This is a genomic window from Pantoea agglomerans, assembly GCF_020149765.1.
Taxonomy (GTDB): Bacteria; Pseudomonadota; Gammaproteobacteria; order Enterobacterales; family Enterobacteriaceae; genus Pantoea; species Pantoea alvi.
Window position 1 is genome coordinate 304,964 of the sequence record NZ_CP083809.1, and the last position, 21,432, is coordinate 326,395.

Sequence of the window (21,432 nt, forward strand, 5' to 3'; positions counted from 1 at the left end):
AGGGCCGAAGAGCAAAGCGTCCCGCGCCATGGACAAAAACGCCGGGAGCGTTTTTGAACAACGCAACGCGTTGGCCCGTTTACGGGCGCCCCTCAAGGATGAGGGGCGTATACGCGCGGGCCGAGCTGGCAGGGAGGCCGTTTTTTGCGTCTTTGCGATCGGGCCTTGCTACCCGCGACCGCGCCAGACCTGGTCAGGCGATCTGCTTGCCTTCCATCAGCCGCTGCACCAGCGGCGCCATAATCAGCTCCATCGCCAGACCCATCTTGCCGCCCGGCACCACCAGCGTATTCATATGCGAAATAAACGAGCCCTGCAGCATCGCCAGCAGATAGGGGAAGTCGATATTCTCCAGCCCGCGAAAGTGAATAACCACGAAGCTCTCATCCAGCGACGGAATTTCGCGCGCGGCAAACGGGTTTGAAGTATCAACGGTCGGCACGCGCTGGAAGTTAATATGGGTGCGTGAAAACTGCGGCGTAATGAAGTTGATGTAATCCTCCATCGAGCGCACCACCGAGTCCATCACCGCCTCGCGTGAGTGGCCGCGCTCGCTGGTGTCGCGCACCAGCTTCTGGATCCACTCCAGGTTAACGATCGGCACCACGCCCACCAGCAGGTCGACCTTCTCCGCCACGTTATGCTGCTGCGTCACCACGCCGCCGTGCAGCCCTTCATAAAACAGCACGTCGGTATTTTCCGGCAGCGGCTGCCAGGGCGTAAAGGTGCCGGGCACCTGATTCCAGGGCACGGCTTCGTCGTAGGTGTGCAGATATTTGCGCGACTGCCCTTTGCCCGCGTTGCCGTAGTCGGTAAAGGTCTGCTCCAGCAGGCCGAAGTCGTTGGCCTCCGGGCCGAAATAGCTGATATGGCGTCCTAAATCGCGCGCCTTACGGATCGCCATATCCATTTCTGGCCGCGTATAGCGGTGGAAGCTGTCGCCCTCCAGCTCGGCGGCGTGCAGATTGAGCTGCTGAAAAATTTTACGAAACGCCAGGCTGGTGGTGGTGGTGCCGGCGCCGCTTGAGCCGGTTACCGCAATAATCGGGTGTCGTGCTGACATAAAAAAGCTCCCTGTGAAGTCGGGCGATGAGCATTGTTAACACGAAAAGTGCGTTGGCGCATCAGCCGCGAAATTCGCTGCGCGGCATAATATTGATGGTTTCATGCAGTTCCGACCAGACCAGCACCACGTCGCCGCGCTCCAGCTGGCGGCGCACGTCGGCCACCTTTTGCGCCAGGCTGCGCTCCTGCTCGCCGTAGTCGGTGCCTTCGCGCAGCACAAAGGCTTCAATCAGGTTGGTAAGGGTATCGGGATCGAGCTGTTGCCAGGGAATAATCATGATGAGAGCCACTGTGTAAGCCACTGCGGCACACGCTGCTCGAGCCACATCTGCGGTTGACGCAGCGTGCCACCGACAAAGCCAACGTGTCCGCCATGCGGCGTGAGTTGATAGGTCGTGCTGGCTGAGAGCTGATCCGCCTGCGGGATCACCTCGTCAGTCATAAAAGGATCGTCTTTCGCGTGAATGATCAGCAAGGGCTTGCGCACATTTTTCAGCAGCGGCATGGCGCTGGCGCGACGGTAATAGTCGGCCGCGTCAAGAAAGCCGTGGGCGCGAGCGGTAATGGCGTCGTCGAAGTCGCGCAGGCGACGCAGCGCCCTGAGCTGCGGCAGGTCTACCGGCAGCGTGCCCGGCCAGGCGCGCAGCTTGCGCTCGGCGTTCTTTTTCAGCTGGTCGAGCAGATAGCGCTGATAAAAGCGTGAGAAGCCCTGTTCCAGCTTCAGGCTGCACGGCTCCAGCAGCAGCGGCGCGGAAACGATCACCCCTGCGTCGAGCGGCGCGTCGTCTCCCAGCGCGCCGAGCAGGCAGCCCAGCATATTACCGCCGAGCGACACCCCTACCGCGGCGGTTGGCGCCTCGCCCCAGCGCGTTTTCAGCCAGCGCAGAAAAAAGGCGGCGTCTTCGGTTTCGCCGGAGTGATAGATGCGATGCAGGCGATTCGGCTCGCCGCTGCAGCCGCGAAAGTGCATCACCACGCCGAGCCAGCCGTGGCGCTGACAGGCGTGCATCAGCCCGTGGGCGTAAGGGCTGTGGAAGTTACCCTCCAGACCGTGAAACAACACCACGCGCGGCTTATGGCTCGCCTGCTGCGGATCTTCGCTCCAGGCGAGATCGACAAAGTCGCCGTCCGGCAGGTCGAGGCGCTGCCAGTGCGGACGCAGCAGCAGGCGGCGACGCACCAGCCGCGGCAGCACCGTCTGCAGATGGGGATTGCGCAGGGCGCGCGGCGGCATAAAGCTCGTCGATGCGTCAGGAGTAAAATTCATATCGCCAGCACTTGTCTGATCCATATCACACTGTTAGCTTCGTTAGGCTTGTTGCGAATCTGGGGGTAAGGAGCGCCCGTTCATGGAACTGAGCCTGTTTTTCTCAATGTTAGGTTTTCTCTGGGTGGCCGCCATCACGCCAGGACCTAATAATATGTTACTCACCGCGTCCGGCGCCAATTTCGGCTTCTGGCGCACGCTGCCGTTAATGATCGGCATTATGATCGGCATGCAGGTGATGCTGCTGATGGTGGCGTTCGGCGTTGGCGGCCTGATCCTGCTCTATCCCGCGCTGCACCTTATCCTGAAAATCGCCGGCAGTCTTTATCTGCTCTGGCTGGCGTGGAAAATCGCCACCGCCGCCTATGAAGAGCTGGAGAGCGGCGACGCGCCGCCGAAACCGATGCCGTTCTGGCAGGGCGGTCTGCTGCAGCTGATCAATCCAAAAGCCTGGCTGATGGCGCTGGGGGCGGTTGCGAGCTTCAGCCTCGCCGGCTCCGCCTACCTGCACTCGGTCACGGCCATCAGCTTCGGCATGTTTCTGGTTAACCTGGTGGCGGGGGTTATCTGGATCGGCTTTGGCGCGCTGATTGGCCGCATCCTGCGCAGCCGCCGCGCCTGGACCCTCTTTAACCTGGCGATGGGGCTGCTGACCGCCGCCTGCGTGCTGCTAATCTGGCGCTGAGCTAGCTGGAGGCGCGCTCGACGCGCTTCCACGGCAACACCTCATGGGTTACCGGCGACGCCGGACGGCGGATGCGCTGCAGCAAAAGCTGAACGCTGCGCGCGCCAAGCTGATACATCGGCTGTTCGACGGTGGTAAGCGGCGGATTCAGGCTGCTGGTGAAGGGAATGCCGTCAAAGCCCACCACCGCAAGATCCTCCGGTACGCGCAGACCCGCTTCCAGCGCGGCGTGTATAACGCCCACCGCCAGCACGTCCGAGACCGCCAGCACCGCGTCGGGCGGTTCGGGCTGCTGCAAAAGCTGACGCAGCGCCCGGCTGCCCGCTTCGCATGAAATCTCCTCGGCATAGGCGACGCCGTGCCACGGCAGCGCCAGCGCCTCCAGCCCTGCGCGATAGCCCGCCTCACGCTGATGCGAATAGAGGTAGCGCATATCGCTGTTTACCAGCCCGATACGGCGGCGGCCTTTGCCCGCCAGATAGCGCACCGTTTCCTGCGCCGCGTCGCGGTTATCGATAGCGACGGAAGAGGCGGGTATCGCGGGATCGTATTCCGCACACTGCACCCAGGGCGCGTCGCCGATAATGGCGGCGATATCCTTTAGCGCGGACGCCGCATCCATGGTGATCACCCCATCCACCACTTTACCGGTCAGCAGCCCAAGCCAGGCGGAATCACGCCGCAGCTGCGAGGCGGAGTTGCAAAGAAGAATATGGTAGCCCTGCGCCTCCGCTTCCGCCTCGATGCCCTGCACCACGCGCGAGCAGAAGGGGTTAGTGATATCGGATATCAGCACCAGCAGCATATTGCTCTGGGCGGTACGCAGCTGGCGCGCCAGTAAATTAGGCTGATATTCGCTGGCGGAGATCGCCGCCAGCACCCGATCGCGCGTATCCGCTTTAACCCCGGGATGTTGGTTAAGCACGCGGGAGACCGTTGCTTTTGATACGCCCGCCAGCAGCGCGACCTTCTCGATGGACATGTTGCCGCAACCCTTTTTACACCAGTTAATAATAGAGCTCTATCAATAGCACAGCGGCAATGTGAGCGCCTGCCATTTTGTCTGAATAATCGGGGATCTAATGCCAGATTTCGCATCAGCTTTGCCGATCATGATCTAAGAACATCTGTTTATTAAGAATAATTTTTAATTCCTTTATGAAATCATCGTCGCTGGCGACACTGCGCCCATCACAGGACCCCGGCGGAGTGCGACATCATGGCAGTAAAAACACCTTTAACCCTTCTGGCCGCAGCGCTTTCGCTGCTGGTTTTTCAGGCGCAGGCCGTCAACGTAACGGTGGCGTATCAGACCTCCGCCGAGCCGGCCAAGGTGGCGCAGGCGGATAACACCTTTGCCAAAGAGAGCGGCGCGACCGTTGACTGGCGCAAGTTTGACAGCGGGGCAGGCGTGCTGCGCGCGCTGGCGTCGGGGGATGTGCAGATCGGCAATATCGGCTCCAGCCCGCTGGCGGTAGCCGCCACGCAGCAGCTGCCCATCGAGGCGTTCCTGCTGGCCTCTCAGCTCGGCAACTCTGAGGCGCTGGTGGTGAAGAAAAGCATCAGCGGCCCGAAAGATCTTATTGGCAAGCGCATCGCCGTGCCCTTTATTTCCACCACCCACTACAGCCTGCTGGCAGCGCTGAAGCACTGGGGGATCAAGCCGACCGAGGTGCAGCTGGTGAACCTGCAGCCGCCCGCGATTATCGCCGCCTGGCAGCGCGGTGATATCGACGGCGCCTACGTCTGGGCGCCCGCCGTCAACCAGCTGGAGAAAGAGGGAAAAGTGCTGACGGACTCCTCTCAGGTCGGACAGTGGGGCTCGCCGACGCTTGACGTCTGGGTGGTGCGCAAAGATTTTGCCAAAGCGCATCCTGACGTGGTGACCGCCTTCGCCCGCAGCGCCCTTGAGGCGCAGAAATCCTATATCGATAACCCGGATGGCTGGCTGAAGCAGCCGGCTAACCTGAGCAAGCTGTCGCGCCTGAGCGGCGTGCCGGAAGCGCAGGTGCCGGAGCTGGTGAAAGGCAATACCTATCTCACTGCGCAGCAGCAGATTGAGCAGCTGGGCAAGCCGGTAAATAAAGCAATTGTCGATACGGCGCACTTCCTGAAAGAGCAGGGCAAAGTGCCGCAGGCGAATGCTGACTACAGCGACTTCGTAACCAGCCGCTTTGTCGAGCCGCTGGCGAAACAGTAAGGAGAAGCCTCATGCTGCGCATCGCTCACCTCAACGCCCGTTATGACGGACGCCCGGCGCTGCAGGATATTAATCTGCAGATCGATAAAGGCGAACTGCTGGTGGCGCTCGGTCCCTCGGGCTGCGGCAAAACCACGCTGCTTAACCTGATCGCCGGCTTTTTGCCGGTGGAGTCCGGCAGCATCACGCTGGAGGGGAAAACCATCAGCGGGCCAGGCGCGGAGCGCGGCGTGGTGTTTCAGCATGAGGGGCTGCTGCCGTGGCGTAACGTGCTGGACAACGTCGCTTTTGGTCTGCAGCTCGCCGGGATGGCGCGCGGCGAACGTAACGCCATCGCACGCCGGCTGATTAAAAAGGTCGGGCTGGAAGGGGCGGAAAACCGCCCCATCTGGCAGCTCTCCGGCGGCCAGCGGCAGCGCGTCGGCATCGCCCGCGCGCTGGCGGCGGATCCGCAGCTGCTGCTGCTCGACGAGCCTTTCGGCGCGCTGGACGCCTTTACCCGCGAGCAGATGCAGACGCTGCTGCTGACGCTGTGGCGCGACAGCGGCAAGCAAATTTTCCTTATCACGCACGATATCGAAGAGGCGGTGTTTCTCGCCAGCGAGCTGCTGCTGCTTTCGCCCGGGCCGGGCCGCATCCTGGAGCGCCTGAAGCTTAACTTCGGGCAGCGTTTTGCCGCCGGCGAACCCTGCCGCGCCATTAAATCCGATCCCGCTTTTATTGCGCAGCGCGAATATGTGCTGAGCCGGGTATTCGAGCAGCGGGAGGCCTTTGCATGAGCGCGGTGATCAACGACAAAACCACGGTGGCGCGTCGGCGCTTGCGCTGGCCTTTTTCCCGCTCGTTCAGCCTGAGCCTGCTGAGTCTGGCACTGCTGCTGCTGATCTGGTGGAGCATCACGGCGCTGGGTCTGATTAGCCCGCTGTTTCTGCCGGCGCCGCAGCAGGTGCTGAGCAAGCTGCTGCTGATCGCCAGTCCGCAGGGCTTTATGGACGCCACGCTGTGGCAGCATCTCGCCGCCAGCCTGACGCGCATGCTGGTTGCCCTGTTCGCCGCGGCGGCCATCGGCATTCCGGTCGGCATCGCGATGGGCCTGAGTCCGGCGGTGCGCGGCCTGCTCGACCCGCTGATTGAGCTCTACCGCCCCGTCCCGCCGCTCGCCTATTTGCCGCTGATGGTGATCTGGTTCGGCATCGGGGAGACCTCCAAAATCCTGCTGATCTATCTGGCGATTTTTGCGCCGGTAACGCTCTCGACCCTGGCGGGGGTGCGCAATACGCAGCAGGTGCGCATTCGCGCCGCTCAGTCGCTGGGCGCCAGCCGATGGCAGCTACTGCGCTGGGTGATCCTGCCTGGCGCGCTGCCGGAGATCCTGACCGGTCTGCGCATCGGTCTTGGCGTCGGCTGGTCGACGCTGGTGGCCGCCGAACTGATCGCCGCGACGCGCGGGCTTGGCTTTATGGTGCAGTCCGCCGGTGAGTTTCTGGCGACCGACGTGGTGCTGGCGGGTATCGCGGTGATTGCGCTGATTGCCTTTACCTTAGAACTGGGGCTGCGCGCCCTGCAGCGTCGGTTGACGCCCTGGAACGGAGAACAACAATGAACGAAAAGCTGAACATTACCGCGCTCGGCCCTTATATCGGCGCGCAGGTGACGAATGTTGATTTAACCCGGCCGCTCAGCGACGCCCAGTTTGAGCAGCTTTACCACGCGCTGCTGCGCCATCAGGTGCTGTTTCTGCGCGACCAGCAGTTGACCCCGCACCAGCAGCGCGCGCTGGCGGCGCGCTTCGGCGACCTGCATATCCATCCGGTTTACCCGCACGCCGACGGCGTAGAGGAGATCATCGTTCTGGATACCCATCAGGATAATCCGCCGGACAACGACAACTGGCACACCGACGTGACCTTTATCGACACGCCGCCAGCGGTGGCGATTCTGGCGTCGAAGCTGCTGCCTGAATCAGGCGGCGATACCCTCTGGGCGAGCGGCATCGCGGCCTATGAAACCCTCTCCGCCCCGATTAAGACGTTGCTGGATGGGCTACATGCCGAGCACGACTTCAGGAAGTCGTTCCAGGAGTATAAGTATCGCCGCAGCGAAGAGGAGCATCAGCGCTGGCAGGAGGCCGTGGCGAAGCATCCGCCGGTGCAGCATCCGGTGATCCGCACCCATCCGGTCAGCGGGCGCAAGGCGCTGTTTGTGAATGAAGGTTTTACCACGCGCATTGTCGAGCTGAGCGAAAAAGAGAGTCACGCGCTGCTGGAACTGCTCTATGCCCATGCGACCAAACCGGAGTTTCAGGTGCGCTGGCGCTGGCAGCCAGACGACGTGGCGATCTGGGATAACCGCGTGACGCAGCACTATGCGAATGCGGATTATTATCCGGCAAGGCGGGTGATGCACCGGGCGACGGTGCTGGGGGATCGGCCTTTTTAAAACGTCCGTACCGGGCTGCGACGGCGTTGCTGCGCCGCGCCATAATGCTCACATACATCAGTATGCTCCGCTTATGGCGCGGCTGGCGCCTTGTCTCGCGCCGGTACGATCGTTTTAAGTCCGCTGAAAACTGAAAACTGAAATTAACAGCTAACCGTCAGGAGGCGAGCATCGCCTCCAGCTGCTCCTGCGCATCCAGCCACGCCATCTCGACCTCTTCCAGCGCTGCTTTGCTCTCCGCCTGACGCTGCAACGCTGCGGTTAAGTCGGCTTTGCGCGCGGGATCGTAAATATCGCCGTCGGCCAGCTGGTTTTCCGCTTCGGAGAGCTGGCTCTGCCATTTCGCCATCTGCTTCTCCAGCTTCTCGATCTCTTTGCGCAGCGGCTGCGTCTGAGCACGCAGCTCAGCGTCGCGACGCTTCTGATCTTTGCGCGCCTGCGCGCTGTTGCCGTTCTCCTGCTTCGGCGCGGCGTCCGCCTGCGCCTGCTGCTTCTGCAGGTCGCTCAGCCACTGCTGGTAATCCTCCAGATCGCCCGGGAAGACATCAACCTTGCGGTCATGCACCAGATAGAGATCGTCGGTGGTGGCGCGCAGCAGATGGCGATCGTGCGATACCACCACCAGCGCGCCTTCGAAGTCGATGAGCGCTTCGGTCAGCGCCTGGCGCATATCGAGATCGAGGTGGTTAGTGGGTTCGTCGAGCAGCAGCAGGTTAGGGCGCTGCCAGACGATCAGCGCCAGCACCAGCCGCGCCTTTTCGCCGCCGGAGAAGCGCGCCGTAACTTCGCTGACTTTGTCTCCCTGGAAGCCGAAGCCGCCAAGATAGTCGCGCAGCTGCTGCTCCAGCACCTTCGGCGCAATGCGCGCCAGGTGCTGCAGCGGCGACTCGTCGCTGCGCAGATACTCCAGCTGATGCTGCGCGAAGTAGCCGAGCTTAATGCCTTTCGCCAGCCCGACCTCGCCGTCGAGCGGGGTCAGCTCGCCCGCCAGCAGCTTAATCAGCGTTGATTTGCCCGCGCCGTTACGCCCCAGCAGGCCGATGCGCGAGCCCGGCACCAGGTTGAGCTTGATGGCGTCGAGAATAATGCGCTCGCCGTAGCCGGCGGTGACCTTCTCCATCTTCAGCAGCGGGTTTGGCAGGCTTTCCGGCGCGCGGAAGCTAAAGCTGAACGGGTTATCGACGTGCGCCGGGGCGATCATCTCCATCCGCTCCAGCATTTTGATGCGGCTCTGCGCCTGCTTCGCTTTCGAAGCCTTGGCGCGGAAGCGATCGATATAGCTTTGCAGATGCGCCACTTTCTCCTGCTGGCTTTCAAACAGCGCCTGCTGCTGCGCCAGCTTCGCGACGCGCTGCCGTTCGAACGAGCTGTAGTTGCCGGTGTATTCGAACAGGCTCTCCTGCTCGATATGAATGATCTTATCTACCACCGGATCGAGGAAGTCGCGGTCATGCGAAATCAGGATCAGCGTGCCCTCATAGCTTTTCAGCCAGCGCTCCAGCCAGATCACCGCGTCGAGATCGAGGTGGTTGGTGGGTTCGTCGAGGAGCAGCAGATCCGAACGGCAGACCAGCGCCTGCGCAAGGTTAAGGCGCATGCGCCAGCCGCCGGAAAAGTCGCTCACCGGGCGGTTCAGCTGCTCCTGGCTAAAGCCCAGGCCGTGCAGCAGGCTTGAGGCGCGGGCATGAATGCTCCAGGCCTGAATCGCGTCCAGCTTGCCGTGCAGCAGGGCGATGGCGTTGCCGTCGTTGCGCTGGTTGGCGTCCGCCAGCTGCGCCTCCAGCTCGCGGTATTCGCGATCGCCGTCGATAACGTATTCCAGCGCCGGTTTGCTCAGCGCCGGGGTCTCCTGGTTAACCCAGGCCAGCGCCCAGTTGCCGGGAAAGGTCACGCCGCCCGCGTCGCTGGCGATCTCGCCTTTTAACAGCGACAGCAGGGTCGATTTACCGCAGCCGTTTTTACCCACCAGGCCGACTTTCTGACCGGGATTGATGGTGGCGGAAGCGTTATCGAGCAGCACGCGGACGCCGCGGCGGATTTGCAGAGAAGAAAAGACAATCATAAGCGCCGTATCGTCAGAATATGTTAATTTACCCACCACATAATTAGAGGGTGTCGCGTCGTGCATGGTAGCGGAAAAGCGCCGCTATGACGACGCTTTGGAAGAGGATAACTATGTCGCAGCCAGCAAAAGTTTTGCTGCTTTACGCTCATCCGGAAATGCAGGAGTCGATAGCGAATCGGGTTCTGCTGCAGTCGGCGCAGAAACAGGAAAACGTCACCGTACACGATCTGTACGCGCACTATCCTGATTTCTTTATTGATATTCACTATGAACAGCAGCTGCTGCGCGAGCATCAGGTCATCGTTTTCCAGCATCCGCTTTATACCTATAGCTGTCCTGCGCTGCTGAAAGAGTGGCTGGATCGCGTGCTGTCGCGCGGCTTCGCCAGCGGCGTCGACGGCAACGCGCTGGAGGGCAAATACTGGCGCAGCGTGATTACCACCGGCGAGCCGGAGAGTGCCTATCAGCAGAGCGGCCTCAACCGCTATTCCATGTCGGACATTATGCGCCCGTTCGAGCTGACCGCGCAGATGTGCCGCATGCACTGGATGACGCCGATGATCCTGTACTGGGCGCGACGACAGCCGAAAGAGGTGATGAGCCACTTCGCCCGCGCCTATGGCGAATGGCTGGCCGCGCCGCTGCCCAACGGAGGTCTCTGATGGAAGGACAAACGCTGCTGACCGCAGGCGTGATCTATCTGGTGGCGGCGGTGCTGATCGTGCCTGTCGCCGCGCGGCTTGGCATCGGCGCCGTGCTGGGCTATCTGGTGGCCGGCATCGCTATCGGTCCCTGGGGGCTGGGTTTTATCAGCGACGTGGAAGAGATCCTGCACTTCTCGGAGCTGGGCGTGGTGTTCCTGATGTTTATCATCGGGCTGGAGCTGAACCCTTCGAAGCTCTGGGCGCTGCGGCGTTCGATTTTCGGCGTCGGCGCGGCGCAGGTGCTGATCTCCGCCGGCATTCTCGGCGCGCTGCTGTGGCTCAGCGACTTTAGCTGGCAGGCGGCGGTGATTGGCGGCATCGGCCTCGCCATGTCCTCCACCGCGATGGCGCTGCAGCTGATGCGCGATAAAGGCATGAACCGCAGCGAGGCGGGGCAGCTCGGCTTCTCGGTGCTGCTGTTCCAGGACCTGGCGGTTATCCCGGCGCTGGCGCTGGTACCGCTGCTGGCGGGCAGCGACAGCGGCAATATCGACTGGATGAAGATTGGCATGAAGGTGCTGGCGTTCGCCGGCATGCTGGTGGGCGGGCGCTACCTGCTGCGGCCGATTTTCCGCTTTATCGCCGCCTCCGGCGTGCGCGAGGTCTTCACCGCCGCTGCGCTGCTGCTGGTGCTGGGTTCGGCGCTGTTTATGGACGCGCTCGGCCTGTCGATGGCGCTGGGTACTTTTATCGCCGGCATCCTGCTGGCGGAAAGCGAGTATCGCCACGAGCTGGAGGTCGCCATCGATCCCTTTAAGGGGCTGCTGCTCGGGCTGTTCTTTATCTCCGTTGGCATGGCGCTCAACCTTGGCGTGCTCTATACCCATATTCTGGAGATCCTGCTCGGCGTGCTGATTCTGGTCACGGTGAAAACGCTGGTGCTTTACGTGCTGGCGCGCGTCTACGGCCTGCGCAGCTCCGAGCGTCAGCAGTTCGCCGGCGTGCTGAGTCAAGGCGGCGAATTCGCCTTTGTGCTCTTTTCCGCTGCCTCTTCGGCGCATCTTTTCACCGGCGATCAGCTGCCGCTGCTGCTGGTGACGGTCACGCTGTCGATGATGACCACGCCGCTGCTGATGCAGGCGATCGATAAGCTGCTGGCGCGACGCTTTAATGAAGTCGATGAAGATGGCGAAAAGCCGTTTGTGGAAGATGACCAGCCGCAGGTGATTGTGGTGGGCTTCGGACGCATGGGGCAGGTGGTGGGTCGTCTGCTGATGGCCAATAATAAAAGGATTACGGTGCTGGAGCGCGACATCAGCGCGGTAAGCCTGATGCGCAAGTACGGCTACAAGGTTTACTATGGCGACGCCACCGAGCTTGAGCTGCTGCGCGCCGCCGGCGCGGCCAGCGCGCAGTCGATTGTGATTACCTGCAACGAGCCGGAAGATACCATGGCGATTGTGCACCTCTGCCAGCAGCATTTCCCGCAGCTGGAGATCGTGGCGCGGGCCCGCGGACGCGTGGAAGCGCACGAGCTGCTGCAGGCGGGCGTCACGCAGTTCTCGCGTGAAACCTTCTCCAGCGCGCTGGAGCTGGGACGCAAGGCGCTGATTTCGGTGGGTATGCATCCGCATCAGGCGCAGCGCGCGCAGCTGCACTTCCGCCGCCTCGATATGCGCATGCTGCGCGAGCTGATGCCGAACCACACCGACAACGCGCAGATCTCCCGCGTACGCGAGGCGCGGCGCGAGCTGGAGGATATTTTCCGGCGCGAGATGCAGCATGAGAGACGGCAGATTGACGACTGGGATGAAGATCAGTAACAGCACACAGGTTAACCATTATGCGTAAACGATTTATTGCCGGTGCGGTTTGCCCGCACTGTCAGGAAAAAGACACGCTGGCGATGTGGCGTGAAAACAATGTCGACGTCGTGGAGTGCGTGAAGTGTGGACATCAGATGCGCGAGGCGGATAAGCAGGTTCGCGATCAGGTTCGCAGCCAGGAGCAAGTGATAGGTATTTTCCATCCTGAGTAGCGAAATGGCGCAGCTTTTTTTACGCTTAAACTTACAGTGGGATTGAATTCCGATACAATCGGCGCCACTAACGCTGAGGTTAATCGCGTCGCACAAGAGGCGATCTCAGCCCCGAACCTTTCTGGTTGGTGTTATTGCACGTAAGAATAGACCAATGAGACGGGATCTCAGTTCTCAACGGTTAGGAGATATCATGAAAGTAGCAAAAGACCTGGTGGTGAGCCTGGCCTATCAGGTACGTACAGAAGATGGTGTGTTGGTTGACGAGTCGCCGGTAAGTGCGCCGTTAGACTATCTGCACGGTCATGGTTCCCTGATTTCTGGTCTGGAAAAAGCGCTGGAAAATCACGATGTCGGCGACAAGTTTGACGTGCATATTCCGGCTAACGATGCATACGGCCAGTATGACGACAACCTGGTGCAGCGCGTACCTAAAGACGTCTTTATGGGCGTTGACGAACTGCAGGTTGGCATGCGCTTCCTGGCGGAAACCGATCAGGGTCCGGTTCCGGTCGAAATCACCGAAGTGGAAGACGAGCACGTGGTGGTTGACGGCAACCATATGCTGGCGGGCCAGAACCTGAACTTCAACGTGGAAGTTGTCGCGATCCGCGAAGCGACCCCGGAAGAGCTGGCGCACGGTCACGTTCACGGCGAGCACGGTCACGACCATGACCACGATCATGACCATGGTCACGATCACGGCAACGGCGGCTGCGGCAGCCACGGCGGTTGCGGCTGCAGCCACTAAGCCACCCAGATTTCAAAGGCCACCTTCGAGGTGGCTTTTTTTTGCCTTTGCGATCGAAGAATGCGCAGCCGGTCTGAACAGATCAATAATGCGGAGGCGGCGTCTCCTCCGACTGCGACGCGACCATCGACGGCGCGGCCGCTTTCAGCTTATCCAGCAGCAGGCGCTGCTGCTCGCGCATTTTCGCCATCTCCAGCTCGTGCTGCACCACCGTCTGATTAAGCTGATCGATAGTCAGCTCCTGAAAGGCCAGCTTGCTTTCCAGCGCTTCAAGCCGTTGTTCCCACTCTGATTGTTGCATGACCTCTCCTCCTGGTTCGACGCTGCGAATCTCGCATCAGACGCTGATTCTACGGCTTCCCCGGTAAGAATCACCCGATTTCTTTGCCGTCTCGCCTGCAAAGGGTTGAATAACGGCTGTGGCAGCATCATCTCTGATGAAACTTCCTGATGCAAAAAAGGTCGGAGGAGAACCGGGTAATTACGCTGCGGGAGTGTTCGCCGCTGCCGCGTACAGTTATAGTGTGGGCCTTTAGTCCGCAATAATTCCCGAGGTGAGACGCTTCGGTTTTGGAGAAAGGATGAAATCACTGTTTAAAGTCACTATGTTAGCCACCACCATGGCCATCGCGCTGAACGCGCCGCTGGCGATGGCAGCCGAAGCGACCGCAGCGCCTGCTGCGACCGATGCGGCACCGCAGGCACCGAAAAATGCGGCCTTCAAAAATGAAGACCAGCAATCAGCCTATGCTCTGGGCGCCTCGCTGGGTCGCTACATGGACAACTCCCTGAAGGAACAGGAGAAACTGGGCATCAAGCTGGACAAAGAGCAGCTGATCGCGGGCGTTCAGGATGCGTTCGGCGGCAAGAGCAAACTCTCCGATCAAGAGATCGAGCAGACGCTGCAGGCCTTTGAAGGCCGTGTGAAAGGCGCTGCGCAGGCGAAGATGGAAAAAGACGCGAAAGAGAACGCCGATAAAGGCACCGCTTTTGCCGACAAATTCGCCAAAGAGAGCGGCGTGAAGAAAACCGAATCTGGCCTGCTGTATAAAGTAGAGAAAGAAGGCAGCGGCGACGCGCCGAAAGACAGCGATACCGTTGTCGTGAACTACAAAGGTACGCTGATTGACGGCACCGAGTTTGACAACTCCTATACCCGTGGCGAACCGCTCTCTTTCCGTCTTGACGGTGTGATTCCAGGCTGGACTGAAGGTCTGAAGCACGTGAAGAAAGGCGGTAAAATCAAGCTGGTAATCCCGCCGCAACTCGCCTACGGTAAAAACGGCGTGCCGGGCATCCCGGCTAACTCGACGCTGGTATTCGATGTTGAACTGCTCGACATCAAGCCGGCGCCTAAAGCAGATGAGAAAGCGCAGGCGCCTGCCGCCGACGCGAAGAAATCTCAATAATCTGTCTGCCGCCGCCTTCGGGCGGCGGTTTCATTTCCCCCCTGCGACAAAGCTCTGGCATAAGCGAGCGACATTTGCCAGACTATCCTCTGCATAACTTTCCCAATAAAAAGAGTCTGCCCGCTGCGCTGAGACAGGCTCCAGCCATTTAGGGTAATGTCTTCGATGTCAAATCCATTCAATCCCGGCGAACTGAGCGACTTCGATTTACTGGAGCAGCGTCCCTTCGAGCAAACGGACTACGACATCCTCCGCTCCTATGAGGCGGTGGTTGACGGCCTGGCGATGCTGATTGGTTCGCACTGCGAAATCGTGCTGCACTCGCTGGAAGATCTGAAATGTTCGGCGGTGCGCATCGCCAACGGCGAACACACCGGTCGTAAAGTGGGCTCACCGATTACCGATCTGGCGCTGCGCATGCTGCACGATATGCACGGCGCGGACAGCAACGTTTCACGCGCCTACTTCACCCGTGCCAAAAGCGGCGTGCTGATGAAGTCGGTCACTATCGCGATACGCAACCGGCAGCAGCGCGTTATCGGGCTGTTGTGCATTAACATGAACCTCGACGTGCCGTTCTCGCAGATTATGTCGACCTTTATGCCGCCGGAGATGCATCAGGTCGATTCCAACGTTAACTTCGCCAGCTCGGTGGAGGATCTGGTGACGCAAACGCTGGAGTTCACCATTGAAGAGGTGAGCGCCGATCGCAACGTTTCCAATAACGCCAAGAATCGTCAGATCGTGCTGAATCTTTATGAGAAGGGCATCTTTGATATCAAAGATGCCATTAACCAGGTTGCGGATCGCCTCAATATCTCTAAGCACACCGTCTATCTCTATATTCGCCAGTTCAAGAACGGCGACTTCCAGGGGCAGGAGCGCTAATGCGCTACACCCTGCTGGTGACCGGTCCAGCCTACGGCACGCAGCAGGCGAGCAGCGCCTTGCTGTTCGCCCGCGCGCTGCTGGCTGCTGGCCATCAGCTGCAGAGCGTCTTCTTCTACCGCGAGGGCGTGCTGAACGCCAATGAGCTGACCGCGCCGGCCAGCGACGAGGCGGATATCGTGCGCGCCTGGCAAGCGCTGCATCAGGAGCAGGGCGTGGCGCTCAATATCTGCGTGGCCGCCGCGCTGCGTCGCGGCGTTACCGACGCTCAGGAGGCAGAGCGGCTGCAGCTGGCAGGCAGCAATCTGCAGCCGGGGTTTGAGCTTAGCGGCCTGGGTGCGCTGGCGGAAGCCGCGCTCGGCTGCGATCGACTGGTGCAGTTTTAATGAATCGCGTCGCTTTTGTATTTACCCGCGCGCCGCACGGCAGCAGCGCAGGCCGGGAAGGGCTCGACGCCGCGCTGGCCACCGGCGCGCTGAGCGAGTCGATAGGCCTGTTTTTTATTGGCGACGGCGTTCTGCAGCTGATGCCCGGCCAGCAGCCGGACGTTATTCTCGCGCGCAATCACGCCGCCACCTTCGGCGTGCTGGCGCTGTATGATATTGAACAGTGCTATATCAGCCGTGAGGCGCTGCGCGAACGCGGCCTGGCGGAGGAGGGCGCGCGCGTAATGGACGTAGGGATTCTGGATGCGTCAGCGCTGCGGCAGCAGCTGGCGACCTACGATCGCATCATCACCTTTTAAGAGCGCCTATGTTGCACACCCTGATGCATTCACCCTATTACAGCGATCTCGACACGCTGCTGCTGTTGCTGACGGCAGAGGACGATCTGCTGCTGCTGCAGGATGGCGTGCTGGGCGCGCTGGAAGGCAGCAGCGCCCTGAGCCGTTTGCTGACTGCGCCCGCCACCCTGTGGGTACTGACGGAGGACGTGACCGCGCGCGGCCTTGCTGCTCAAATTTCAGCCAAAGTAAGGCCGGTGGACTATACTGGTTTCGTCGCGCTCACTGAAAAACATCAGCAGCAGATGACCTGGTAATGTCGTAAAGCCTGGTTATTTCTTGACACCCTATTGGCTCAGCCCTAAAATTCTGCGTCCTCGTAGTTATACGGGGCGATTTATTACGTGTTTACGAAGCAAAAGCAAATCCAGGAGCTATTTAATGGCAACAGTTAACCAGCTGGTTCGCAAACCACGCGTACGCAAAGTTGCAAAGAGCAACGTGCCTGCGCTGGAAGCTTGCCCGCAAAAACGTGGCGTTTGTACCCGTGTGTACACCACCACTCCGAAAAAACCGAACTCCGCACTGCGTAAAGTTTGCCGTGTTCGTCTGACTAACGGTTTTGAAGTTACCTCCTATATCGGCGGTGAAGGTCATAACCTGCAGGAACACTCCGTGATCCTGATCCGTGGCGGTCGTGTTAAAGACCTGCCAGGTGTGCGTTACCACACCGTTCGTGGCGCGCTGGACTGCTCAGGTGTTAAAGACCGTAAGCAGGCTCGCTCCAAGTACGGCGTGAAGAAGCCAAAGGCTTAATGGTTCTCCGTTAAGTAAGGCCAAACGTTTTAACTTAAATGTCAAACTAAACTCGTAGAGTTTTGGACAATCCTGAATTAACAACGGAGTATTTCCATGCCACGTCGTCGCGTCATTGGTCAGCGTAAAATTCTGCCGGATCCTAAGTTCGGATCAGAGCTGCTGGCCAAATTTGTAAATATCCTGATGGTAGATGGTAAAAAATCTACTGCTGAATCAATCGTTTATACCGCGCTTGAGACCCTGGCTCAGCGTTCTGGTAAAAACGAGCTGGAAGCCTTTGAAGTAGCCCTCGAAAACGTGCGTCCGACTGTCGAAGTTAAGTCACGTCGCGTTGGTGGTTCTACCTATCAGGTACCAGTAGAAGTCCGTCCGGTTCGTCGTAATGCCCTGGCAATGCGCTGGATCGTAGAAGCTGCTCGTAAACGCGGTGATAAATCTATGGCTCTCCGCCTGGCGAACGAACTTTCTGACGCTGCAGAAAACAAAGGTACTGCAGTTAAGAAACGTGAAGACGTTCACCGCATGGCAGAAGCCAACAAGGCGTTCGCTCACTACCGCTGGTAATCGCCACGTAGTTGTTGTTAAACCAGCGGGCGTGCAAAATGCTAACCCGCTGGGTTCGACTAATTTTGAACGTCCGAGAATCAGAGGAATCAAATGGCTCGTACAACACCCATTGCGCGCTACCGTAACATCGGTATCAGCGCACACATCGACGCCGGTAAAACCACGACGACCGAGCGCATCCTGTTCTACACCGGTGTTAACCACAAAATCGGTGAAGTACACGATGGCGCAGCGACCATGGACTGGATGGCGCAGGAGCAGGAGCGTGGTATCACCATCACGTCTGCAGCGACCACCGCATTCTGGTCCGGTATGGCTAAGCAGTTTGAGCCGCACCGTATCAACATCATCGACACCCCTGGACACGTTGACTTCACCATCGAAGTAGAACGTTCAATGCGTGTGCTCGATGGCGCAGTAATGGTTTACTGTGCTGTAGGTGGCGTGCAGCCGCAGTCTGAGACCGTATGGCGTCAGGCAAACAAATATAAAGTTCCGCGTATTGCGTTCGTTAACAAAATGGACCGCATGGGCGCGAACTTCCTGAAAGTTGTTGGTCAGATCGAATCCCGTCTGGGCGCGACTCCGGTTCCGCTGCAGCTGGCTATCGGCGCTGAAGAGAACTTCACCGGCGTTGTTGACCTGATCAAAATGAAAGCCATCAACTGGAACGATGCCGACCAGGGCGTTACCTTCGTTTACGAAGATATCCCGGCCGACATGCAGGAACTGGCTGAAGAATGGCGCGGCAAGCTGATCGAAGCAGCAGCAGAAGCTTCTGAAGAGCTGATGGAGAAATTCTTCAGCGGCGAAGAGCTGAGCGAAGAAGAGATCAAAACCGCTCTGCGTCAGCGCGTACTGCGTAACGAAATCATCCTGGTTACCTGTGGTTCTGCGTTCAAGAACAAAGGTGTTCAGGCAATGCTGGATGCCGTGGTTGAATACCTGCCGGCACCGACTGACGTTCCTGCGATCAACGGTATGCTGGACGACGGTAAAGACACGCCTGCTGAGCGTCACGCTGACGACAGCGAGCCGTTCTCTGCGCTGGCGTTCAAAATCGCCAACGACCCGTTCGTGGGCAACCTGACCTTCTTCCGCGTCTACTCTGGCGTGGTTAACTCAGGTGATACCGTACTGAACTCAGTGAAATCTGCTCGTGAGCGTTTCGGCCGTATCGTACAGATGCACGCTAACAAACGTGAAGAGATCAGCGAAGTTCGCGCAGGCGACATCGCAGCGGCAATCGGTCTGAAAGACGTGATCACCGGTGATACCCTGTGTGATCCGAACAGCCCGATCATCCTGGAACGTATGGAGTTCCCGGAGCCGGTAATCTCTATCGCCGTTGAGCCGAAAACCAAAGCTGACCAGGAAAAAATGGGTCTGGCTCTGGGCCGTCTGGCGAAAGAAGACCCGTCATTCCGCGTATGGACTGACGAAGAATCTAACCAGACCATCATCGCTGGTATGGGTGAGCTGCACCTCGACATCATCGTTGACCGCATGAAGCGTGAATTCAACGTTGAAGCGAACGTGGGCAAACCGCAGGTAGCTTACCGCGAAGCAATTCGCTCTAAAGTTACCGACATCGAAGGTAAGCACGCTAAGCAGTCTGGTGGTCGCGGTCAGTACGGTCATGTTGTTATCGACATGTACCCGCTGGAGCCGGGTTCAAACCCGAAAGGCTACGAATTTGTCAACGACATCAAAGGTGGTGTGATTCCTGGCGAATACATCCCTGCGGTTGACAAAGGCATCCAGGAACAGCTGAAATCTGGCCCGCTGGCAGGTTATCCGGTTGTTGATCTGGGCGTGCGTCTGCACTTCGGTTCTTACCATGACGTGGACTCCTCAGAGCTGGCGTTTAAACTGGCCGCTTCTATCGCCTTTAAAGATGGCTTTAAGAAAGCGCAGCCGGTACTGCTTGAGCCGATCATGAAGGTTGAAGTAGAGACTCCGGAAGAGAACACCGGTGACGTCATCGGTGACCTTAGCCGTCGTCGTGGTATGCTGAAAGGGCAGGAATCTAACGCTACCGGCGTTCAGATTCACGCTGAAGTTCCGCTGTCTGAAATGTTCGGATACGCGACGCAGTTGCGTTCTCTGACTAAAGGCCGTGCTTCTTACTCCATGGAGTTCCTGAAGTACGATGATGCGCCGAACAACGTCGCTCAGGCCGTTATTGAAGCTCGTAGCAAATAAGGCTACGGTTTAAAAATTGTGAACAGATGCCTTCATCAATGATGAAGGCATAACAGTAAGGATTATCGCCATGGCGAAAGAGCAATTTCAACGTAACAAACTGCACGTAAACGTGGGCACCATCGGTCACGTTGACCACGGTAAAACCACCCTGACTGCAGCAATCACCACCGTTCTGGCTAAAACCTACGGCGGCCAGGCTCGCGCATTCGACCAGATCGATAACGCGCCGGAAGAGAAGGCTCGTGGTATCACCATCAACACCTCTCACGTTGAGTACGAAACCCCGACTCGTCACTACGCGCACGTTGACTGCCCGGGCCACGCCGACTACGTGAAAAACATGATCACCGGTGCTGCTCAGATGGACGGCGCTATCCTGGTTGTTGCTGCGACTGACGGCCCGATGCCGCAGACCCGTGAGCACATCCTGCTGGGTCGTCAGGTTGGCGTTCCTTACATCATCGTGTTCCTGAACAAGTGCGACATGGTTGATGACGAAGAGCTGCTGGAGCTGGTTGAGATGGAAGTTCGTGACCTGCTGTCACAGTACGACTTCCCGGGCGACGACACGCCGATCGTTCGCGGTTCAGCGCTGAAAGCACTGGAAGGCGACGCAGAGTGGGAAGCGAAGATCGTTGAGCTGGCTGGCCACCTGGATACCTACATCCCGGATCCGGTTCGTGCTATCGACCTGCCGTTCCTGCTGCCGATCGAAGACGTATTCTCAATCTCTGGCCGTGGTACCGTTGTTACCGGTCGTGTTGAGCGCGGCATCGTGAAAGTGGGCGACGAAGTTGAAATCGTTGGTATCAAAGACACCGCGAAATCAACCTGTACCGGCGTTGAAATGTTCCGCAAACTGCTGGATCAGGGTCAGGCTGGTGAGAACGTGGGCGTTCTGCTGCGTGGTATCAAGCGTGAAGAGATCGAGCGTGGCCAGGTACTGGCTAAGCCGGGCTCAATCAAGCCGCACACCACTTTCGTGTCAGAAGTATACGTTCTGTCCAAAGAAGAAGGCGGTCGTCACACTCCGTTCTTCAAAGGCTACCGTCCGCAGTTCTACTTCCGTACGACTGACGTGACTGGCAACATCGAACTGCCGGAAGGCGTTGAGATGGTAATGCCGGGCGACAACATCAAGATGACCGTTACTCTGATCCACCCGATCGCGATGGACCAGGGTCTGCGCTTCGCAATCCGCGAAGGCGGCCGTACCGTTGGCGCGGGCGTTGTTGCTGAAGTTATCGCTTAATTGCGTTAGCAGGTGGCCTTCGGGCCACCAGAGCAGAAAAGAGCACTTCGGTGCTCTTTTTTTTTTGTCTGAGGCCTGCGCAACCCGCCTTATCCACACTAATTCTGGGTTTGAAATAAAAATTATTCTCATTTAAGCTTTGATCATAAATTGATCGAGGTGAGCAGTAAATGTACGTTTGTTTGTGTAACGCCGTCAGTGACAAAACCCTCCGCGAGGCGGTTCGCCGCTATCAGCCTAAATCTATCCAGCAGCTGCGCCAGCTTGTCCCGGTTGGAAAGCAGTGCGGTAAGTGCATTCGCGTAGCGCGAGAAATCATGGAAGACGAGCTGCAAAACGTGCCGCTCTATAAAGAGATCGCCTGATCGTTCGCGCGTGCCGACTGTAATACCCACAGATTTTGTCGCGTTT

The 21,432-nt window shown here is 58.9% G+C and carries 25 protein-coding genes; 19 read left to right on the forward strand and 6 right to left on the reverse strand.

Annotated features, from left to right (window positions below; translation table 11 throughout):
• Window positions 1-193: 193 nt before the first annotated feature.
• The 3 genes from LB453_RS03825 to LB453_RS03835 all read right to left on the reverse strand — a co-directional run bounded on the left by LB453_RS03825 (window position 194) and on the right by LB453_RS03835 (window position 2,356).
• The gene (locus tag LB453_RS03825) at window positions 194-1,063 is read right to left on the reverse strand and encodes a phosphoribulokinase (RefSeq protein ID WP_103796371.1); all 870 of its coding nucleotides are present in this window, start codon (window positions 1,061-1,063) and stop codon (window positions 194-196) included.
• Window positions 1,064-1,124: 61 nt separating this feature from the next.
• A complete protein-coding gene (locus LB453_RS03830) occupies window positions 1,125-1,343 on the reverse strand; it encodes a YheU family protein (protein ID WP_033753035.1) in 219 nt (72 codons plus the stop codon).
• Window positions 1,340-2,356 (reverse strand): hydrolase, encoded by a 1,017-nt coding sequence (locus LB453_RS03835; protein ID WP_103796372.1) that lies wholly within the window; start codon window positions 2,354-2,356, stop codon window positions 1,340-1,342. The genes LB453_RS03830 and LB453_RS03835 overlap by 4 nt, the downstream gene beginning before the upstream one ends.
• A gap of 58 nt (window positions 2,357-2,414) precedes the next feature.
• On the opposite strand from LB453_RS03835, the gene LB453_RS03840 reads away from it, so the two are divergent.
• Entirely contained in the window at window positions 2,415-3,017 is a 603-nt protein-coding gene (locus tag LB453_RS03840; RefSeq protein WP_103796373.1) for a LysE family translocator, read from the forward strand.
• 1 nt (window position 3,018) lies between these two features.
• On the opposite strand, the gene LB453_RS03845 is transcribed toward LB453_RS03840, so the two are convergent.
• Window positions 3,019-3,999, reverse strand: a complete 981-nt coding sequence (locus tag LB453_RS03845) for a LacI family DNA-binding transcriptional regulator (protein WP_103796374.1) — start codon at window positions 3,997-3,999, stop codon at window positions 3,019-3,021.
• A gap of 237 nt (window positions 4,000-4,236) precedes the next feature.
• Between LB453_RS03845 and tauA the strand changes: the two genes are divergently transcribed.
• From tauA to tauD, 4 genes are read left to right on the forward strand one after another with little or no spacing between them, the layout of a single operon-like run.
• Complete coding sequence (gene tauA / locus LB453_RS03850; RefSeq protein ID WP_199187330.1) at window positions 4,237-5,217, forward strand: taurine ABC transporter substrate-binding protein; 981 nt, start codon at window positions 4,237-4,239, stop codon at window positions 5,215-5,217.
• Between the two features lie 11 nt (window positions 5,218-5,228).
• A complete protein-coding gene (gene tauB / locus LB453_RS03855) occupies window positions 5,229-5,996 on the forward strand; it encodes a taurine ABC transporter ATP-binding subunit (RefSeq protein ID WP_224481600.1) in 768 nt (255 codons plus the stop codon).
• Complete coding sequence (tauC, locus tag LB453_RS03860; protein WP_103796377.1) at window positions 5,993-6,820, forward strand: taurine ABC transporter permease TauC; 828 nt, start codon at window positions 5,993-5,995, stop codon at window positions 6,818-6,820. Before tauB ends, tauC begins: the two co-directional genes overlap by 4 nt.
• Window positions 6,817-7,656 (forward strand): taurine dioxygenase, encoded by an 840-nt coding sequence (gene tauD / locus LB453_RS03865; protein WP_103796378.1) that lies wholly within the window; start codon window positions 6,817-6,819, stop codon window positions 7,654-7,656. The genes tauC and tauD overlap by 4 nt, the downstream gene beginning before the upstream one ends.
• Before the next feature lie 157 nt (window positions 7,657-7,813).
• On the opposite strand, the gene LB453_RS03870 is transcribed toward tauD, so the two are convergent.
• A complete protein-coding gene (locus LB453_RS03870) occupies window positions 7,814-9,718 on the reverse strand; it encodes an ABC transporter ATP-binding protein (protein ID WP_103796379.1) in 1,905 nt (634 codons plus the stop codon).
• A gap of 113 nt (window positions 9,719-9,831) precedes the next feature.
• On the opposite strand from LB453_RS03870, the gene kefG reads away from it, so the two are divergent.
• The 4 genes from kefG to slyD all read left to right on the forward strand — a co-directional run bounded on the left by kefG (window position 9,832) and on the right by slyD (window position 13,154).
• Window positions 9,832-10,383 carry a glutathione-regulated potassium-efflux system ancillary protein KefG gene (kefG, locus tag LB453_RS03875; protein WP_103796380.1) on the forward strand — a complete coding sequence of 184 codons (552 nt, stop codon included), beginning with the start codon at window positions 9,832-9,834 and terminating at the stop codon, window positions 10,381-10,383.
• The gene (gene kefB / locus LB453_RS03880; RefSeq protein ID WP_103796381.1) at window positions 10,383-12,188 is read left to right on the forward strand and encodes a glutathione-regulated potassium-efflux system protein KefB; all 1,806 of its coding nucleotides are present in this window, start codon (window positions 10,383-10,385) and stop codon (window positions 12,186-12,188) included. Before kefG ends, kefB begins: the two co-directional genes overlap by 1 nt.
• A 20-nt stretch (window positions 12,189-12,208) precedes the next feature.
• On the forward strand, window positions 12,209-12,403 hold the full coding sequence (locus LB453_RS03885) for a YheV family putative zinc ribbon protein (RefSeq protein ID WP_033753007.1): 195 nt from the start codon (window positions 12,209-12,211) through the stop codon (window positions 12,401-12,403).
• A 193-nt stretch (window positions 12,404-12,596) separates the two neighbouring features.
• Complete coding sequence (gene slyD / locus LB453_RS03890; RefSeq protein WP_103796382.1) at window positions 12,597-13,154, forward strand: peptidylprolyl isomerase; 558 nt, start codon at window positions 12,597-12,599, stop codon at window positions 13,152-13,154.
• 82 nt (window positions 13,155-13,236) lie between these two features.
• Here the strand turns inward: slyD and LB453_RS03895 are convergent, their stop codons facing one another.
• Window positions 13,237-13,455: a SlyX family protein gene (locus LB453_RS03895; protein ID WP_033753004.1), complete on the reverse strand. Its 219-nt coding sequence runs from the start codon at window positions 13,453-13,455 to the stop codon at window positions 13,237-13,239.
• Window positions 13,456-13,735: 280 nt separating this feature from the next.
• Between LB453_RS03895 and fkpA the strand changes: the two genes are divergently transcribed.
• The 10 genes from fkpA (at window position 13,736) to bfd (ending at window position 21,386) form a co-directional block, all read left to right on the forward strand.
• Window positions 13,736-14,563 (forward strand): FKBP-type peptidyl-prolyl cis-trans isomerase, encoded by an 828-nt coding sequence (fkpA, locus tag LB453_RS03900; RefSeq protein WP_103796383.1) that lies wholly within the window; start codon window positions 13,736-13,738, stop codon window positions 14,561-14,563.
• Between the two features lie 165 nt (window positions 14,564-14,728).
• Window positions 14,729-15,451: a transcriptional regulator gene (locus tag LB453_RS03905; RefSeq protein ID WP_033752999.1), complete on the forward strand. Its 723-nt coding sequence runs from the start codon at window positions 14,729-14,731 to the stop codon at window positions 15,449-15,451.
• Window positions 15,451-15,837 (forward strand): sulfurtransferase complex subunit TusD, encoded by a 387-nt coding sequence (gene tusD / locus LB453_RS03910; protein ID WP_103796385.1) that lies wholly within the window; start codon window positions 15,451-15,453, stop codon window positions 15,835-15,837. Before LB453_RS03905 ends, tusD begins: the two co-directional genes overlap by 1 nt.
• Entirely contained in the window at window positions 15,837-16,196 is a 360-nt protein-coding gene (tusC, locus tag LB453_RS03915) for a sulfurtransferase complex subunit TusC (protein ID WP_103796386.1), read from the forward strand. Before tusD ends, tusC begins: the two co-directional genes overlap by 1 nt.
• Window positions 16,197-16,204: 8 nt before the next feature.
• A complete protein-coding gene (gene tusB, locus LB453_RS03920) occupies window positions 16,205-16,492 on the forward strand; it encodes a sulfurtransferase complex subunit TusB (RefSeq protein WP_103796387.1) in 288 nt (95 codons plus the stop codon).
• A gap of 124 nt (window positions 16,493-16,616) precedes the next feature.
• Window positions 16,617-16,991 carry a 30S ribosomal protein S12 gene (gene rpsL, locus LB453_RS03925; RefSeq protein ID WP_003852912.1) on the forward strand — a complete coding sequence of 125 codons (375 nt, stop codon included), beginning with the start codon at window positions 16,617-16,619 and terminating at the stop codon, window positions 16,989-16,991.
• 96 nt (window positions 16,992-17,087) lie between these two features.
• Window positions 17,088-17,558, forward strand: a complete 471-nt coding sequence (gene rpsG, locus LB453_RS03930; protein ID WP_013510774.1) for a 30S ribosomal protein S7 — start codon at window positions 17,088-17,090, stop codon at window positions 17,556-17,558.
• 93 nt (window positions 17,559-17,651) lie between these two features.
• Window positions 17,652-19,766, forward strand: coding sequence for an elongation factor G (gene fusA / locus LB453_RS03935; RefSeq protein WP_103796388.1), 2,115 nt, complete (start codon window positions 17,652-17,654; stop codon window positions 19,764-19,766).
• Between the two features lie 70 nt (window positions 19,767-19,836).
• Complete coding sequence (tuf, locus tag LB453_RS03940) at window positions 19,837-21,021, forward strand: elongation factor Tu (protein WP_224481567.1); 1,185 nt, start codon at window positions 19,837-19,839, stop codon at window positions 21,019-21,021.
• A gap of 170 nt (window positions 21,022-21,191) precedes the next feature.
• The gene (bfd, locus tag LB453_RS03945) at window positions 21,192-21,386 is read left to right on the forward strand and encodes a bacterioferritin-associated ferredoxin (protein WP_033752979.1); all 195 of its coding nucleotides are present in this window, start codon (window positions 21,192-21,194) and stop codon (window positions 21,384-21,386) included.
• Window positions 21,387-21,432 lie beyond the last annotated feature (46 nt).

Excerpts from the sequence above, each read along its gene's own strand:
- LB453_RS03830 (WP_033753035.1), bottom strand. The coding sequence starts at position 1,343 with ATGATTATTCCCTGGCAACAGCTCGATCCCGATACCCTTACCAACCTG.
- tusD (WP_103796385.1), top strand. The coding sequence starts at position 15,451 with ATGCGCTACACCCTGCTGGTGACCGGTCCAGCCTACGGCACGCAGCAG.
- LB453_RS03870 (WP_103796379.1), bottom strand. The coding sequence starts at position 9,718 with ATGATTGTCTTTTCTTCTCTGCAAATCCGCCGCGGCGTCCGCGTGCTG.
- LB453_RS03895 (WP_033753004.1), bottom strand. The coding sequence starts at position 13,455 with ATGCAACAATCAGAGTGGGAACAACGGCTTGAAGCGCTGGAAAGCAAG.
- kefB (WP_103796381.1), top strand. The coding sequence starts at position 10,383 with ATGGAAGGACAAACGCTGCTGACCGCAGGCGTGATCTATCTGGTGGCG.
- tauA (WP_199187330.1), top strand. The coding sequence starts at position 4,237 with ATGGCAGTAAAAACACCTTTAACCCTTCTGGCCGCAGCGCTTTCGCTG.
- rpsG (WP_013510774.1), top strand. The coding sequence starts at position 17,088 with ATGCCACGTCGTCGCGTCATTGGTCAGCGTAAAATTCTGCCGGATCCT.
- slyD (WP_103796382.1), top strand. The coding sequence starts at position 12,597 with ATGAAAGTAGCAAAAGACCTGGTGGTGAGCCTGGCCTATCAGGTACGT.
- LB453_RS03835 (WP_103796372.1), bottom strand. The coding sequence starts at position 2,356 with ATGGATCAGACAAGTGCTGGCGATATGAATTTTACTCCTGACGCATCG.
- kefG (WP_103796380.1), top strand. The coding sequence starts at position 9,832 with ATGTCGCAGCCAGCAAAAGTTTTGCTGCTTTACGCTCATCCGGAAATG.
- LB453_RS03885 (WP_033753007.1), top strand. The coding sequence starts at position 12,209 with ATGCGTAAACGATTTATTGCCGGTGCGGTTTGCCCGCACTGTCAGGAA.
- LB453_RS03840 (WP_103796373.1), top strand. The coding sequence starts at position 2,415 with ATGGAACTGAGCCTGTTTTTCTCAATGTTAGGTTTTCTCTGGGTGGCC.
- tauD (WP_103796378.1), top strand. The coding sequence starts at position 6,817 with ATGAACGAAAAGCTGAACATTACCGCGCTCGGCCCTTATATCGGCGCG.
- fkpA (WP_103796383.1), top strand. The coding sequence starts at position 13,736 with ATGAAATCACTGTTTAAAGTCACTATGTTAGCCACCACCATGGCCATC.
- tusB (WP_103796387.1), top strand. The coding sequence starts at position 16,205 with ATGTTGCACACCCTGATGCATTCACCCTATTACAGCGATCTCGACACG.
- tauB (WP_224481600.1), top strand. The coding sequence starts at position 5,229 with ATGCTGCGCATCGCTCACCTCAACGCCCGTTATGACGGACGCCCGGCG.
- LB453_RS03845 (WP_103796374.1), bottom strand. The coding sequence starts at position 3,999 with ATGTCCATCGAGAAGGTCGCGCTGCTGGCGGGCGTATCAAAAGCAACG.
- LB453_RS03825 (WP_103796371.1), bottom strand. The coding sequence starts at position 1,063 with ATGTCAGCACGACACCCGATTATTGCGGTAACCGGCTCAAGCGGCGCC.
- bfd (WP_033752979.1), top strand. The coding sequence starts at position 21,192 with ATGTACGTTTGTTTGTGTAACGCCGTCAGTGACAAAACCCTCCGCGAG.
- tuf (WP_224481567.1), top strand. The coding sequence starts at position 19,837 with ATGGCGAAAGAGCAATTTCAACGTAACAAACTGCACGTAAACGTGGGC.
- fusA (WP_103796388.1), top strand. The coding sequence starts at position 17,652 with ATGGCTCGTACAACACCCATTGCGCGCTACCGTAACATCGGTATCAGC.
- LB453_RS03905 (WP_033752999.1), top strand. The coding sequence starts at position 14,729 with ATGTCAAATCCATTCAATCCCGGCGAACTGAGCGACTTCGATTTACTG.
- tauC (WP_103796377.1), top strand. The coding sequence starts at position 5,993 with ATGAGCGCGGTGATCAACGACAAAACCACGGTGGCGCGTCGGCGCTTG.
- tusC (WP_103796386.1), top strand. The coding sequence starts at position 15,837 with ATGAATCGCGTCGCTTTTGTATTTACCCGCGCGCCGCACGGCAGCAGC.
- rpsL (WP_003852912.1), top strand. The coding sequence starts at position 16,617 with ATGGCAACAGTTAACCAGCTGGTTCGCAAACCACGCGTACGCAAAGTT.